Origin of the sequence: Pseudomonas sp. CF161 (assembly GCF_000416215.1) — a bacterium.
In the GTDB taxonomy this organism is placed as follows: Bacteria; Pseudomonadota; Gammaproteobacteria; order Pseudomonadales; family Pseudomonadaceae; genus Aquipseudomonas.
In genome coordinates this window covers 21200-36265 of sequence record NZ_ATLP01000036.1, presented here as the reverse complement: position 1 = coordinate 36265, position 15066 = coordinate 21200, and the positions used below count along the sequence as shown (strand labels likewise).

Sequence of the window (15066 nt, the reverse complement as noted above, 5' to 3'; positions counted from 1 at the left end):
CCGGACTAATAAGATGGCATTGAAATCCCCCGCGTTTCGTAAAAAATTTCCGTTGTTGGTTACCGGCAGTTTGCTGGCCCTGCAACCTCTAGCCACTTCATTCGTGGTCGCCGCGGAACAGTATGACTGCTCAGTCTCTGCTTCCGGTGCCTGGGACTGTGCGCCGAAAACCAACTCGGCCCAGTTGCCGCCGCGGCCGGTGCATGACGCCAGCTCGGTCAGCTCCAGCAGCCCGACCCCGACGGACAGCGGCTCCACCGCAGAAGCCGGTGACAAGCCGGTGCTGGTTACCGAAGCCAAAGGCCGTGGCCTCAAGGCTCGCAGCGCCGACTACAGTCACCTCGACTGGGTACCGCGGGAGAAGCTGACCCCTGCCCAATTGGCTGAGACCGGTCCTTACTGCTCTGGTAGCTATATCGAACCAATTCGTCCTGGCATGAATGACAAGACGAATAAAAGTGACGCCCCGACCTTTATCGGCGCCAAGGCATCGCGTTATCAGCAGGATGAGCAGGTTGCCACCCTCGCCGGTGACGTGGTCATGCGCCAGGGCAACATGCAGGCCGAGGCTGACGAAGCCAGCCTGTATCAAGCCGAGAACCGTGGCGAACTGAACGGCAACGTTCGGGTACGCGACAACGGCGCGCTGCTGGTCGGCGATCACGCTGAAGTCCAGCTCGACACCGGTGAAGCCAAGGTCGACAACGCCGAATACGTGCTGCACAAATCGCGGGTTCGCGGTAACGCGCTGTACGCCAAGCGTGCGGAAAACGCCATCATCCGCCTCAAGGATGGTACGTACACGACGTGCGAGCCGAACAGCAACGCCTGGCAGCTCAAGGGCAACAACATCACCTTGAACCCGGCCACCGGCTTCGGCACCGCGACCAACGTGACCCTGCGCGTCAGAGACATCCCGGTCCTGTACACGCCGTACATTTACTTCCCGATCGATGACCGTCGCCAGTCCGGCTTCCTGCCGCCAAGCTTCAGCAGCGGCGGTGAAAGCGGATTTACCCTGGTCACGCCGTACTACTTCAACCTGGCACCCAACTACGATGCCACGTTGTACCCGCGCTACATGAGCAAGCGCGGCATGTTGATGGAAGGCGAGTTCCGCTACCTGACCAAGTCCAGCGAAGGACAGTTCGGTGGTGCCTACCTCAACGACGACAACAACGAGCGTAGCCAGCAGTCCGATTACGAGAAGACGCGCTACATGCTCAACTGGCAGCACAAGGGTGGCCTGGACTCTCGCGTCCTGACCGAGGTCGACTACACCAAGATCAGCGATCCGTATTACTTCCAGGATCTGCAGACCGACCAGATCGGCGTCGAAAGTCAAAGCTTCGTGAATCAGCAGGGCGCAGTGACCTACCGCGGCGATAACTACACCGCGCGCGTCAATGCCCAGGCTTATGAGCTGGCCACCGTTTCCCAGATCACGCCTTACAATCGTCTGCCGCAAATCACCTTCACTGGTGCATTGCCTTACCACCCAGGCGGGGTGAACTTCGCTTATGAAACTGAAGCGGTCCGGTTTGAACGTGACCTGCAAAATGGCATGTTCACCGACGAAGGCGGCCTCTCCACTCGTCGCCTGGATACCTATGTCACGGGCCTGACTCGCGCCAACGGTACGCGTTTGAATGCGTCTCCTAGCGTCGAACTGCCGCTGAACTGGACCTACGGCTATGTCACGCCGAAGCTCAAGTACCAGTACACCAAGTACGACCTTGACCTGGATGGCACAGGCAAGTCGCAAATGGCCACCGCGGGCCAGAAATTCAAAAGTTCCCAAGACCGTGCGATCCCGATCGCCAGTGTCGACAGCGGCCTTTATTTCGATCGCAACACCCAGTTGTTCGGCAAGACCTACAACCAGACCCTGGAACCACGCCTGTTCTATCTCTATGTTCCCGAGAAGGACCAGGACGATATTCCGGTGTTCGACACCAGCGAATACAGCTTCAACTATGCCTCGCTGTTTCGTGACAACCGTTTCGCCGGCTCCGACCGCATCGGCGACGAGAACAAACTGTCGCTGGGCGTGACCAGCCGCTGGATCGAAGAAAACGGCTTCCAACGTCAACGGGTATCCGTCGGCCAGGCCCTGTACTTCAAGGACCGCGAAGTTCAATTGCCGGGTGTGGTCGCCAAGGATCGCGCCGACGCGCAGTCCAATGTGTCGCCTATCGCCATGGACTACGAGTTCCGTTTCAACCGCGACTGGCGCGCAACCGCCGACTACAACTGGGACCCGGACAGCCACAGCCCACGCTCGGGCAGCGCGATGTTCCACTACCAGCCCGAAGACAACCCGAACAAGGTCATCAACGCCGGCTATCGCTATCGCAACGACCAGGTGGTTTACAACCAGTTGACCGGCAAATGGCAATTCGGTGGCGACTACGGTACCCCGGGCGAAGAGAACTTCGTGAAGGACTACTACAAGATCCAGCAACATGACTTCTCCGTCATGTGGCCGATCGTCCCGCAGTGGAACCTCATCAGCCGCTGGCAGTACGACTATGCCCGCAACCGTACCCTGGAAGCCTTCGGTGGTTTCGAGTACGACAACTGCTGCTGGAAACTGCGCCTGATCAATCGCTACTGGGTTTCCAACGACGAATACACGCAGATCGCTCCTCTCAACGAAAAAGGCGACCACGGCCTCTTCCTGCAAATTGTCCTCAAAGGGCTGGGCGGGCTGACTGGTACCAAGGTAGAGAGCTTCCTCGACAAAGGCATCCAAGGTTATCGTGAACGTGAAGACCAAGCTTTCTGATTGTCTGCGCCCGCTGATGCTGGGCGCGCTGTTCCTGGGTACCGCGGCCAACGCCGCGGTGCAATCCATCGACAAGGTCGTGGCCATCGTTGATAACGACGTGGTCATGCAAAGCCAGCTGGACCAGCGGGTTCATGAAGTGCAGCAGACCATCGCCAAGCGTGGCGCCGGCCTGCCGCCGACCAGCGTATTGGAACAACAGGTACTGGAACGCCTGATCGTCGAAAACCTGCAACTGCAGATCGGCGAACGTTCGGGCATCCGCATTACCGATGAAGAGCTGAACCAGGCCATCGGCACCATCGCCCAACGCAACAACATGACGATCGATCAGTTCCGCGCCGCACTGGCTCACGATGGCTTGTCTTATGAAGACGCCCGTGACCAGGTTCGTCGCGAAATGATCATCAGCCGTGTTCGCCAACGCCGGGTAGCCGAGCGCATCCAGGTTTCCGAACAGGAAGTGAAAAACTTCCTGGCATCGGACCTGGGCAAGATGCAACTCTCCGAAGAGCTGCACCTGGCCAACATCCTGATTGCGACCCCGGAAAGCGCCAACTCTGAAGCCATTCAGAATGCTGCGCGCCAGGCGATGGATGTTTATCAGCAACTCAAGCAAGGCGCAGACTTCGCCCAATTGGCAATTGCCAAATCCGGCAGCGACAACGCTCTGGAAGGCGGCGACATGGGCTGGCGCAAGGCGGCGCAACTGCCGCCTCCGTTCGACCGTGAGCTGAGCAGCATGGCTGTGGGCGACATCACCCAACCCGCACGCACACCTGGCGGCTTCATTATCCTGAAGCTCCTGGAAAAACGCGGTGGCGGCAACCAGGTGCGCGATGAAGTGCACGTGCGCCACATCCTGATCAAGCCAAGCGAAATTCGCAGTGAAGAAGAGACCAAGCGCCTGGCGCAGAAGCTCTACGAGCGGATCGAAGCCGGTGAAGACTTCGCCGAACTGGCAAAAAGCTATTCGGAAGACCCGGGATCGGCACTCAACGGTGGCGATCTGAACTGGATCGACCCGAACGCCCTGGTTCCAGAGTTCCGTGAAGTGATGGCCAAGACCCCACAAGGTCAGCTGTCGAAGCCGTTCAAGAGCCCCTATGGCTGGCACGTACTGGAAGTCCTTGGCCGTCGCGCCACCGACAGCACCAGCCAGGCCCGTGAGCAGCAAGCGATGACCGTACTGCGTAACCGCAAATACGACGAAGAGCTGCAGACCTGGCTGCGTCAGATCCGTGACGAAGCCTACGTCGAGATCAAACTCCCTGGCGCCGACCAGGCTGCACAGTGAAACCCCAGCGTTTCGCTGTGACACCCGGCGAGCCGGCCGGCATTGGTCCTGACCTGTGCCTGCTGCTCGCCTCGCAACCCCAGCCGCACCCCCTGATCGCCATTACCAGCCGCGACCTGCTCCTTGAGCGGGCCGCGCAGCTGGGTGTGGCTGTCGACCTGTTGCCGGTCACCCTGGCGAACCTGCCAGACGTCCCGGCTCCGGCCAACAGCCTGTATGTCTGGGACACGCCACTGCAAAACAAGGTGGTTGCCGGCCAACTGGACCAGGCCAACGCCGCGTTCGTCCTGGAGACCCTGACCCGCGCGGGCCAAGGCTGCCTGGACGGGCATTTTGCCGGGATGATCACCGCCCCCGTACACAAAGGCGTGATCAACGACTCCGGCATTGCGTTTTCCGGGCATACCGAGTTTCTGGCCGACCTGACCCACACCGAACAAGTGGTGATGATGCTTGCGACCCACGGCCTGCGCGTAGCCCTGGTGACCACCCATCTGCCGCTGCGCGAGATTGCCGACGCCATCACCAGCGAACGCCTGGAACGGGTCACCCGAATTCTGCATGCCGACCTGCGCCACAAGTTTGGCATCGCCCAGCCACGCATTCTTGTCTGCGGGCTCAACCCTCATGCCGGCGAAGGCGGGCATCTGGGCCATGAAGAAATAGACATTATCGAACCCACCTTAGAGCGCTTGCGCACCGAAGGCATGGACCTGCGTGGTCCGTTGCCCGCCGACACTCTGTTTACCCCCAAATATCTGGAGCATTGCGACGCAGTGCTGGCGATGTACCACGACCAGGGCCTGCCTGTGCTGAAGTACAAAGGCTTCGGCGCGGCAGTCAATGTGACCCTCGGCCTGCCGATCATCCGCACCTCGGTCGACCACGGCACCGCCCTGGACCTGGCCGGCAGCGGCAGGATCGACACCGGCAGCCTGCAGGTCGCCCTGGAAACCGCCTACCAGATGGCCGAGACCCGTATATGACCGAGCATTACCAACACCGGGCGCGCAAGCGTTTCGGCCAGAACTTCCTGCACGACGCTGGCGTCATCGATCGCATCCTGCGTTCGATTCATGCCAAGCCCGACGACCGCCTGCTGGAAATCGGCCCGGGCCAAGGGGCACTGACCGAAGGCCTGCTCAACAGCGGCGCGCAACTGGACGTGGTTGAACTGGACAAGGACCTGATCCCGATCCTCAACCAGCAATTCGCCGGCAAGAGCAATTTCAGCCTGCATCAGGGCGATGCGCTGAAGTTCGACTTCAAGTCCCTGGGCGCCGAGCCCAACAGCCTGCGGGTAGTCGGCAACCTGCCCTACAACATCTCCACCCCGCTGATCTTCCACCTGCTGCAGAACGCCAGCCTGATTCGCGACATGCACTTCATGCTGCAAAAAGAAGTGGTGGAGCGCCTCGCTGCCGGCCCGGGTGGCGGTGATTGGGGACGGCTGTCGATCATGGTTCAGTACCACTGCCGCGTGGAGCACCTGTTCAACGTCGGTCCGGGCGCGTTCAACCCGCCACCGAAAGTCGACTCGGCGATCGTGCGCCTGGTGCCCCACGCCGTGCTACCGCACCCGGCCAAGGATCACCGCCTGCTGGAGCGCATCGTCCGCGAAGCCTTCAACCAGCGCCGCAAAACCTTGCGCAACACCCTCAAGGCCCTGCTGACCAGCGCCGAAATCGAAGCCGCCGGCGTCGACGGCAGCCTGCGTCCGGAGCAGCTCGACCTGGCCGCGTTCGTGCGCCTGGCCGACAAGCTCAGCGAGCAGCCTGTGGATAACCCAAGCGCCAGCTGACACGCCATGAGCGTTATCGGGTAGGACGCCAGGCGCGATGTCTGGTTTACTACCCGATACTTGGCCTAGACTGAGTCTCATCCGTCTTGTCCCGCGCCCCGCTTGCTTTTAAGGCCTCTTGCATGTCCGATCCTCGCTATCAGGTCGACGTCAGCGTCGTCACCCGCTTTCTGGCAGAACAATCCCAACCCGAGCAAAATCGCTTTGCCTTCGCCTATACCATCACCGTCGAGAACCATGGGCTGCTGGCAGCCAAGCTGCTCTCGCGGCACTGGGTCATCACTGATGGCGATGGCCATGTCGAGGAAGTTCGCGGCGCCGGCGTCGTCGGCCAGCAGCCGCTGATCGCCCCGGGCCAAAGCCACACCTACAGCAGTGGCACGGTGATGACCACCCGGGTCGGCGCCATGCAGGGCACCTATCAAATGCTCGCCGACGACGGGCAACACTTTGATGCTGTCATCGCGCCCTTTCGCCTGGCGGTGCCCGGAGCCTTGCACTGATGGCGACTTACGCCGTTGGCGACCTGCAAGGCTGCCTCGAACCGCTGAAATGCCTGCTTGAACAGGTGGCCTTCGACCCAACCCGGGACCGCCTGTGGCTGGTGGGAGACCTGGTCAACCGTGGCCCGCAATCCCTGGAAACCCTGCGCTTTCTGTATGGCATGCGTGAGTCGCTGGTCTGTGTACTGGGCAATCACGACCTGCATTTACTGGCGGCGTGGCGCAATATCGAGCGCCTGAAAAAATCCGACACCCTGCGTCCGATCCTCGAAGCCCCCGATTGCCCGGAGCTGATGCAGTGGCTGCGCCAGCAAAAGCTGATGCACTACGACGAACAGCGCAACATTGCCCTGGTCCACGCAGGCATTGCGCCACAGTGGTCAATCAAGAAAGCCCTCAAGTGCGCCGCAGAAGTCGAAGAGGCACTGCGTGACGACAACCTGTTCCAGCCTTATCTGGATGGCATGTACGGCAACGAGCCAGCGAAATGGGACAGCGACCTGCACGGCGTGACCCGGCTGCGGGTGATTACCAACTACTTCACCCGGATGCGTTTCTGCACCAGCGAGGGCAAGCTCGACCTCAAAGGCAAGGAAGGTGTGGATACCGCGCCTCCCGGCTACGCCCCCTGGTTCAGCTATAAAGAGCGCAAGAGCAAAGACACGAAAATCATTTTCGGACACTGGGCAGCCCTGGAAGGCAAATGCGACGAGCCCGGCATCTTTGCCCTCGACACCGGCTGCGTCTGGGGCGGCGCCATGACACTGCTCAATGTCGACACCGGCGCCCGCCTGCAATGCGCCTGCGATACCCAGGGCCATGCCAGCCAGCAGCCCTCACCCCCCAACCCGATAGCGCCACAGCCGGTCACGGCCAAGCACTAGACCGCGCCTTTGTTCAGGCCCCAGGAGCCCGCCATGAGTGAATTCAAACGCATCCCCCCCGATCAGGCCCAGTCGCTGCGCGAACAGGGCGCGGTCGTGGTCGATATCCGCGATCCACAGACCTACGCCCTGAGCCACATCAGTGGCTCACAGCACCTGGATAACCACTCCATCAGTGAGTTTATCCGTGGCGCCGATCTCGACGCCCCACTGGTCGTGGTCTGCTATCACGGCAACTCCAGCCAGAGCGCCGCGGCCTACCTGGTCAGCCAGGGTTTCTCCGACGTCTACAGCCTGGACGGCGGCTTCGAGCTGTGGCGCACCACCTACCCGGCCGAAACCGCCCAAGGCCAAGCCGAATAATTTTTTTCCAGGCTCTAGCCCGCGTGCTACGCGGGCTGGGCAGCGGCAGACGAACGGTCAGTCGCAACTAATTACTCATCTCGCCTTTACCTCCCGGATTCCGAACTATCCTTAGCCTCAGGCCATCCAAATCAGGGGAGAGCCGGTACACCGGCGCACGGGTCATCGGTACTAGCTTTCAAGGTAGATAGCTTTGAAAGTGTTCTGGGGGGTAAACAGCAACTGGACTTTCAGTTGCATGCCAGCACTTGACTGACTGATCCGGCGACGGCTCCACGTATCGAGCGAGGTGACGTCATGAGTATTTTTAGCCACTTCCAACAACGCTTCGAATCCACACGCCAGGAAGAGTTCTCGCTGCAGGAATACCTGGAGCTATGCAAAAAGGACCGAAGCGCCTATGCCTCCGCCGCCGAGCGCCTGCTATTGGCCATTGGCGAGCCCGAACTGCTCGACACGTCGACCAATTCGAGGTTGTCGAGGATCTTTTCCAACAAGGTGATCCGCCGCTATCCGGCCTTTGAAGACTTCCACGGAATGGAAGAATGCATCGATCAGATCGTCTCCTACTTCCGCCATGCCGCTCAGGGCCTGGAAGAGAAGAAACAGATCCTCTACCTCCTCGGCCCGGTGGGCGGCGGCAAGTCATCCCTGGCGGAAAAACTCAAACAACTGATCGAGAAGGTGCCCTTCTACGCGATCAAGGGCTCACCGGTCTTCGAGTCGCCCCTGGGGCTGTTCAACGCTACTGAAGACGGCGCCATCCTCGAAGAAGACTTCGGCATTCCTCGGCGCTACCTCAACACCATCATGTCGCCCTGGGCCACCAAGCGGCTCGCCGAGTTCGGCGGTGATATCAGCCAGTTCCGGGTGGTCAAACTCTATCCGTCGATCCTCAACCAGATCGCCGTGGCCAAGACCGAGCCCGGTGATGAAAACAACCAGGACATCTCGGCACTGGTGGGCAAGGTCGATATCCGCAAGCTGGAAGAATTCCCCCAGAACGACGCCGACGCCTACAGCTACTCTGGCGCCCTGTGCCGGGCCAACCAGGGCCTGATGGAGTTCGTGGAGATGTTCAAGGCACCGATCAAGGTGCTGCACCCACTGCTGACCGCCACCCAGGAAGGCAACTACAACAGTACCGAAGGCCTGGGAGCGATCCCGTTCACCGGGATCCTGCTGGCCCACTCCAACGAATCGGAGTGGCACACCTTCCGCAACAACAAGAACAACGAAGCCTTCATCGACCGGATCTACATCGTCAAGGTGCCGTACTGCCTGCGGGTCAGCGATGAAATCAAGATCTACGACAAACTGCTGTTCAACAGCTCCCTGGCCAAGGCTCATTGCGCGCCCGACACCTTGAAGATGCTGGCGCAGTTCACCGTGCTCTCGCGCCTCAAGGAGCCGGAAAACTCCAACATTTACTCCAAAATGCGGGTCTACGACGGGGAAAACCTCAAGGACACCGATCCCAAGGCCAAGTCGATCCAGGAATACCGGGATAACGCCGGGGTGGATGAAGGGATGAACGGGCTCTCGACCCGCTTCGCCTTCAAGATCCTGTCCAAGGTGTTCAACTTCGACCCCCATGAAATCGCCGCCAACCCGGTGCATCTGCTGTACGTGCTGGAACAGCAGATCGAACAGGAGCAATTCCAGGCCGAAACCCGGGAACGCTACCTGCGCTTCCTCAAGGAATACCTGGCACCGCGCTACATCGAATTCATCGGCAAGGAAATCCAGACCGCCTACCTCGAGTCCTACAGCGAGTACGGACAGAACATCTTCGACCGCTATGTGCTCTACGCCGACTTCTGGATCCAGGACCAAGAGTATCGCGACCCGGAAACCGGCGAGATTCTCAATCGCGTGGCACTGAACGAAGAACTGGAAAAAATCGAAAAACCGGCGGGCATCAGCAATCCGAAGGATTTCCGCAACGAGATCGTCAACTTCGTACTGCGGGCCCGCGCCAACAACAATGGCAAAAACCCGACTTGGCTCAGCTACGAAAAACTGCGGGTGGTTATCGAGAAGAAAATGTTCTCCAACACCGAAGACCTGCTCCCGGTCATCAGTTTCAACGCCAAGGCCAGCAAAGAGGACCAGCAGAAACACAACGACTTCGTCACACGCATGGTCGAGCGCGGCTACACCGACAAACAGGTACGGCTTCTTTCCGAATGGTACCTACGGGTCCGGAAGTCGCAGTGACGCAGCTGCAAGCTTCTAGCTACAAGCTGTAAGAAAGAAGTGTGTGAACCGGACATCCGGTAGTCGCTTCTGCTTGCAGCTTGCAGCTCACAACTTGAAGCTGCCCGGAGGGCCACCATGAGCTATGTGATAGACCGACGTCTCAATGGCAAGAACAAGAGCACGGTAAACCGCCAGCGTTTCCTGCGGCGCTACCGTGACCACATCAAAAAGGCCGTCGAAGAGGCCGTCAGCCGCCGCTCCATTACCGACATGGAGCATGGCGAACAAATCAGCATTCCCGGTCGCGATATCGACGAGCCGGTGCTTCACCATGGCCGCGGCGGCAAACAGACCGTGGTGCATCCCGGCAACAAGGAATTCACCAGCGGCGAGCATATCGCCCGCCCGCAAGGGGGCGGCGGCGGCAAAGGTCCGGGCAAGGCCGGCAACTCCGGCGAAGGCATGGACGAGTTCGTGTTCCAGATTACCCAGGAGGAGTTCCTCGAGTTCATGTTCGAGGACCTGGAACTGCCCAACCTGGTCAAACGCAACCTGACCGGCACTGACACCTTCAAGACCGTACGCGCCGGCATCAGCAACGAAGGCAACCCGTCGCGCATCAACATCATCCGCACCCTGCGCTCGGCCCACGCACGGCGCATCGCCCTGTCCGGCAGCAGCCGCGCCAAGCTACGGGAAGCAAAGGAGGAGTTGGCCCGACTAAAGCGGGAAGAGCCGGACAACTTCGGCGATATCCAGGAACTGGAAGCGGAAATCGAGAAACTCAGCGCGCGCATCCATCGCGTACCGTTCCTCGACACCTTCGACTTGAAGTACAACCTGCTGGTCAAGCAACCCAACCCCAGTTCCAAGGCTGTCATGTTCTGCCTGATGGACGTCTCCGGCTCCATGACCCAGGCGACCAAGGACATCGCCAAGCGCTTTTTCATCCTGTTGTACCTGTTCCTCAAGCGGAACTACGACAAGATCGACGTCGTGTTCATTCGTCACCACACCAGCGCCAGGGAAGTCGACGAGGAGGAGTTCTTCTACTCCCGGGAAACCGGCGGCACTATCGTTTCCAGCGCCCTGAAGCTGATGCAGGAGATCATGGCCGAGCGCTATCCGAGCAACGAGTGGAACATCTACGCAGCCCAGGCGTCGGACGGCGATAACTGGAACGATGACTCACCGATCTGCCGGGATATCCTGATCAATCAGATCATGCCCTTCGTGCAGTACTACACCTACGTGGAAATAACCCCACGTGAACACCAGGCCCTGTGGTTCGAATACGAGCGAATCGCCGACGCCTTTTCTGACACCTTCGCCCAGCAGCAATTGGTCTCGGCCGGAGATATCTATCCGGTCTTCCGTGAACTCTTCCAGCGCAGGTTAGTGACATGACCGCCAGAGAGCAGAAACGTCAGCCCATCTCTACCGGCTCCGAATGGACGTTCGAGCTGATCCAGGCCTACGACCGCGAAATCAGCCGTATCGCGGACCGCTATGCCCTGGATACCTACCCCAACCAGATCGAGGTCATCACCGCCGAGCAGATGATGGACGCCTATGCGTCGGTCGGCATGCCCCTGGGTTATCACCATTGGTCCTACGGCAAACACTTCCTCAGCACCGAAAAATCCTACAGCCGCGGCCAGATGGGGCTGGCCTACGAGATCGTGATCAACTCGGACCCCTGCATCGCCTACCTGATGGAAGAAAACACCATCTGCATGCAAGCCCTGGTGGTGGCGCACGCCTGCTATGGCCACAACAGCTTTTTCAAGGGCAACTACCTGTTCCGCACCTGGACCGACGCCAGTTCGATCATCGATTACCTGGTGTTCGCCAAGCAGTACATCATGCAGTGCGAGGAGCGGCACGGCATCGACGCAGTGGAAGACCTGCTGGACTCCTGCCACGCCCTGATGAATTACGGCGTCGACCGCTACAAACGCCCGTACCCGATTTCTGCCGAAGAGGAACGGCGGCGGCAGAAGGACCGTGAAGAACACCTGCAGAAGCAGATCAACGACCTGTGGCGCACCATTCCCAAAGGCGCGGACAAATACAGCGACAAGGACAATGCGCGCTTCCCCGCCGAACCTCAGGAAAACATCCTCTATTTCATCGAAAAACATGCGCCACTGCTGGAGCCTTGGCAGCGGGAAATCGTGCGCATCGTGCGCAAGATCGCCCAGTACTTCTACCCGCAACGCCAGACCCAGGTGATGAACGAAGGCTGGGCGACTTTCTGGCACTACACCTTGATGAACGACCTGTATGACGAAGGCCTGGTGACCGACGGTTTCATGATGGAGTTTCTGACCTCGCACACCAGCGTGGTCATGCAGCCCGGCTTCGACAGCCCCTACTACAGCGGCATCAACCCCTACGCCCTGGGCTTCGCTATGTATCGCGATATTCGCCGTATGTGCGAGGAACCCACCGACGAGGACCGTCACTGGTTCCCGGACCTGGCCGGGACCGATTGGCTGTCGAGCATCAAGTTCGCCATGAGCAGCTTCAAGGACGAAAGTTTTATCCTGCAGTACCTGTCACCGAAGGTGATCCGTGACCTGAAACTGTTCAGCATCCTCGATGATGACCAGAAGGATGACCTGCTGGTGCCGGCCATCCACGATGAAGGGGGCTATCGGACCATCCGCGAAACCCTGGCCGCGCAATACAACCTGGGTAATCGCGAGCCCAACGTGCAGATCTGGAGCATCGACCGCCGCGGCGACCGCTCGCTGACCCTGCGTCACCAGCAACATGACCGCAAGCCGCTGGGCGACTCCACGGATGAGGTGCTCAAGCATCTGCACCGTCTCTGGGGGTTCGACATTCACCTGGAAACCCTGCAGGGCGACCAGGTCATGAAAACCCACCACGTACCGCCCAGGAGCGAGCACAGCGAAGGTGACTACGGCCGCTTGGACTTGGCCGTCATCCATCTTTAAGCCGAGATCAGACCTCCGGAAGTTCGACGCAAGGGTTATCCTGTCGGGCTAACGGAGGTTTTTTATGCAGATTTACAAGGTCGGCGGCGCAGTGCGCGATCGCCTGCTCGGCAAACCGGTCACCGATATCGACTGGGTGGTGGTAGGCGCGACAACCGAAGAAATGCTGGCCCAGGGCTTTCGCCCGGTCGGGGCTGACTTTCCGGTATTCCTGCACCCTAAAAGCGGCGAAGAATATGCCCTGGCGCGCACCGAGCGCAAAAGCGGCCGCGGCTACGGCGGCTTTACCTTTCATGCCAGCCCCGAAGTCACCCTCGAAGAAGACCTGATTCGGCGCGACCTGACCATCAACGCCATGGCAGAGGATGCCCAGGGCGTGCTGACCGACCCCTATCATGGCCAACAGGATCTGGAAGCCCGCCTGTTGCGTCATGTTTCCTCCGCGTTCGCCGAAGATCCCCTCAGGGTATTGCGAGTTGCCCGCTTCGCTGCGCGCTACGCCGACCTGGGTTTCACCGTTGCGCCAGAGACCCTGGAACTGATGCGCCAACTGAGCGCCTCAGGCGAGCTCCAAGCCCTGACCGCTGAACGCAGCTGGAAGGAGATCTCCCGCGCCCTGATGGAAAACCAGCCTCAGGTATTTATCCAGGTGCTGCGCGATTGCGACGCCCTCAAGGTGCTGATGCCCGAGGTCGACACCCTGTTCGGCGTTCCTCAGCCTGAAGCGCATCACCCGGAAATCGACACCGGCGTGCATACACTGAGCGTGCTGCAACAGGCCGCGCAGCATCAGCAGCCGCTGACGGTGCGCTGGGCCTGCCTGTTGCACGACCTGGGCAAAGGATTGACGGCACAGGATGAGTGGCCGCAGCACATCGCCCATGAGCAAAAGGGGCTGGCGCCGATCAAGGCCATCAATGAGCGCTTCAAGGTGCCCCGGGACTGCCAGGAACTGGCGCTATTGGTCGGCCAATATCACACCCATGGTCATCGCGCCCTTGAACTGCGGGCCTCGACCCTGCTGGAACTGCTGCAAAGCTTCGACATCTACCGCCGCCCGCAGCGCTTCGAGGAGTTTATCGCCGCCTGCGAAATGGACGCCCGAGGGCGTCTTGGCCTGGAATCACGCACCTACCCGCAGGCCGACTACCTGCGCGGCGCCGCCAATGCCGCACGCGCGGTCGCGGTACAACCGCTGCTGGAACAAGGGTTCAAGGGGCCGAAGCTGGGGGAAGCCCTGAGACTGGAACGCCTCAAAGCCCTGAAAGCCTACAAGGAACAACACGCGCCCTGAGCACAGGGCTGGCAGACCTGCCCGCCAGCAGGTCCGTCACCGCCAAGCCAGAGGCGATCAGAGCCCTGGCGGCGTCAGTTGCACACCGCGCCACTCAAAGGCCACGGGCGCCAGGGCCTGATTGATCTGCGACTCCCGCCAAAGCGTGCCCAGGCTCTGCCCGGCAACCGGATGCAGGCGCTCGGGCGCCATCAGCGACAACGGCCAGAGTACGAAGGCATTTTTCAGGATTTCTGCACGGGGCAGGATCAGGCCATCGAAGTTGCCGACCAGATCGCCATACAGCAGCACGTCTATATCCAGCGGCAGGCCTATGCGATCGGGAGCATAACGGCCGTTATCCGCCTCAATGAATTTCAAACGGCGATCCAGCTCGTTCAGCGGCAAATCCGTGAAGGCCGACACCACCAGGTTGAAAAACGGACCACTCTTGATCCCCACCGGCTGGCTCTCGAACACCGCCGAGCAGCGCATGTCCTGCAGAAACGCGGCCAAAGCGTCGAGCCCGGCCTGCAAATGGGTTTCGCGCTCGATATTGCTGCCGAGCCCCAGAAAAACCTGAGTTAGCGACATCCGCGCTCGATCTCCACGCCAACACCGGTGGCGGCGGGAACTGCGCCGGGCTTGGTCAGCTTGAGGCGCAGCCAAGGAATATGAAACTCGCTCATCAACACCTCGGCCAGACGCTCGGCAAAGGTTTCGACCAGCTGGAACTGCGCCTGCTCGGCGAAGGCTTGAATGCGCGACGAGACGCTTGCGTAATCGAGCGCGAGGGTCAGGTCGTCACCTGCGGCTGCCGGGCGGTTATCCCAGGCAAAGCTCAGGTCCAGACGCAGGCACTGACGGATGCCGCGCTCCCAGTCATAGGCACCGATCACGGTGTCGACTTCCAGGCCTTCGATAAACACTCTGTCCAAGCACTCTTCTCCGCAGCACGACAAGGGCGCAATGCGCCGTTAGAATCAGGG

Annotated in this window: 13 protein-coding genes; 11 read left to right on the top strand and 2 right to left on the bottom strand. The window is 60.1% G+C overall.

Annotated features, from left to right (window positions below):
* Positions 1–13 precede the first annotated feature (13 nt).
* The 11 genes from CF161_RS04965 (at position 14) to CF161_RS04915 (ending at position 14098) form a co-directional block, all read left to right on the top strand.
* Positions 14–2788, top strand: a complete 2775-nt coding sequence (locus CF161_RS04965; protein WP_020295469.1) for an LPS-assembly protein LptD — start codon at positions 14–16, stop codon at positions 2786–2788.
* A complete protein-coding gene (gene surA, locus CF161_RS04960; protein ID WP_020295468.1) occupies positions 2769–4085 on the top strand; it encodes a peptidylprolyl isomerase SurA in 1317 nt (438 codons plus the stop codon). The genes CF161_RS04965 and surA overlap by 20 nt, the downstream gene beginning before the upstream one ends.
* Positions 4082–5071 (top strand): 4-hydroxythreonine-4-phosphate dehydrogenase PdxA, encoded by a 990-nt coding sequence (pdxA, locus tag CF161_RS04955; protein WP_020295467.1) that lies wholly within the window; start codon positions 4082–4084, stop codon positions 5069–5071. Before surA ends, pdxA begins: the two co-directional genes overlap by 4 nt.
* The gene (rsmA, locus tag CF161_RS04950) at positions 5068–5886 is read left to right on the top strand and encodes a 16S rRNA (adenine(1518)-N(6)/adenine(1519)-N(6))-dimethyltransferase RsmA (protein WP_020295466.1); all 819 of its coding nucleotides are present in this window, start codon (positions 5068–5070) and stop codon (positions 5884–5886) included. The genes pdxA and rsmA overlap by 4 nt, the downstream gene beginning before the upstream one ends.
* A gap of 122 nt (positions 5887–6008) precedes the next feature.
* Positions 6009–6389 carry a Co2+/Mg2+ efflux protein ApaG gene (gene apaG, locus CF161_RS04945; protein ID WP_020295465.1) on the top strand — a complete coding sequence of 127 codons (381 nt, stop codon included), beginning with the start codon at positions 6009–6011 and terminating at the stop codon, positions 6387–6389.
* The gene (locus tag CF161_RS04940) at positions 6389–7273 is read left to right on the top strand and encodes a symmetrical bis(5'-nucleosyl)-tetraphosphatase (protein WP_020295464.1); all 885 of its coding nucleotides are present in this window, start codon (positions 6389–6391) and stop codon (positions 7271–7273) included. The genes apaG and CF161_RS04940 overlap by 1 nt, the downstream gene beginning before the upstream one ends.
* 33 nt (positions 7274–7306) lie before the next feature.
* Positions 7307–7636, top strand: a complete 330-nt coding sequence (gene glpE / locus CF161_RS04935; protein WP_020295463.1) for a thiosulfate sulfurtransferase GlpE — start codon at positions 7307–7309, stop codon at positions 7634–7636.
* Positions 7637–7933: 297 nt separating this feature from the next.
* Complete coding sequence (locus CF161_RS04930) at positions 7934–9856, top strand: PrkA family serine protein kinase (protein WP_020295462.1); 1923 nt, start codon at positions 7934–7936, stop codon at positions 9854–9856.
* Between the two features lie 117 nt (positions 9857–9973).
* Positions 9974–11245 carry a YeaH/YhbH family protein gene (locus tag CF161_RS04925; protein WP_020295461.1) on the top strand — a complete coding sequence of 424 codons (1272 nt, stop codon included), beginning with the start codon at positions 9974–9976 and terminating at the stop codon, positions 11243–11245.
* Entirely contained in the window at positions 11242–12804 is a 1563-nt protein-coding gene (locus tag CF161_RS04920) for a SpoVR family protein (RefSeq protein WP_020295460.1), read from the top strand. Before CF161_RS04925 ends, CF161_RS04920 begins: the two co-directional genes overlap by 4 nt.
* 64 nt (positions 12805–12868) lie before the next feature.
* Positions 12869–14098 carry a multifunctional CCA addition/repair protein gene (locus tag CF161_RS04915; RefSeq protein ID WP_020295459.1) on the top strand — a complete coding sequence of 410 codons (1230 nt, stop codon included), beginning with the start codon at positions 12869–12871 and terminating at the stop codon, positions 14096–14098.
* Between the two features lie 57 nt (positions 14099–14155).
* Here CF161_RS04915 and folK read toward each other — a convergent pair whose 3' ends face one another.
* Together folK and folB are read right to left on the bottom strand one after the other, a co-directional pair.
* Positions 14156–14671 (bottom strand): 2-amino-4-hydroxy-6-hydroxymethyldihydropteridine diphosphokinase, encoded by a 516-nt coding sequence (gene folK / locus CF161_RS04910; protein WP_020295458.1) that lies wholly within the window; start codon positions 14669–14671, stop codon positions 14156–14158.
* Positions 14662–15015: a dihydroneopterin aldolase gene (gene folB / locus CF161_RS04905; RefSeq protein WP_020295457.1), complete on the bottom strand. Its 354-nt coding sequence runs from the start codon at positions 15013–15015 to the stop codon at positions 14662–14664. Before folB ends, folK begins: the two co-directional genes overlap by 10 nt.
* Between the last annotated feature and the right edge of the window lie 51 nt (positions 15016–15066).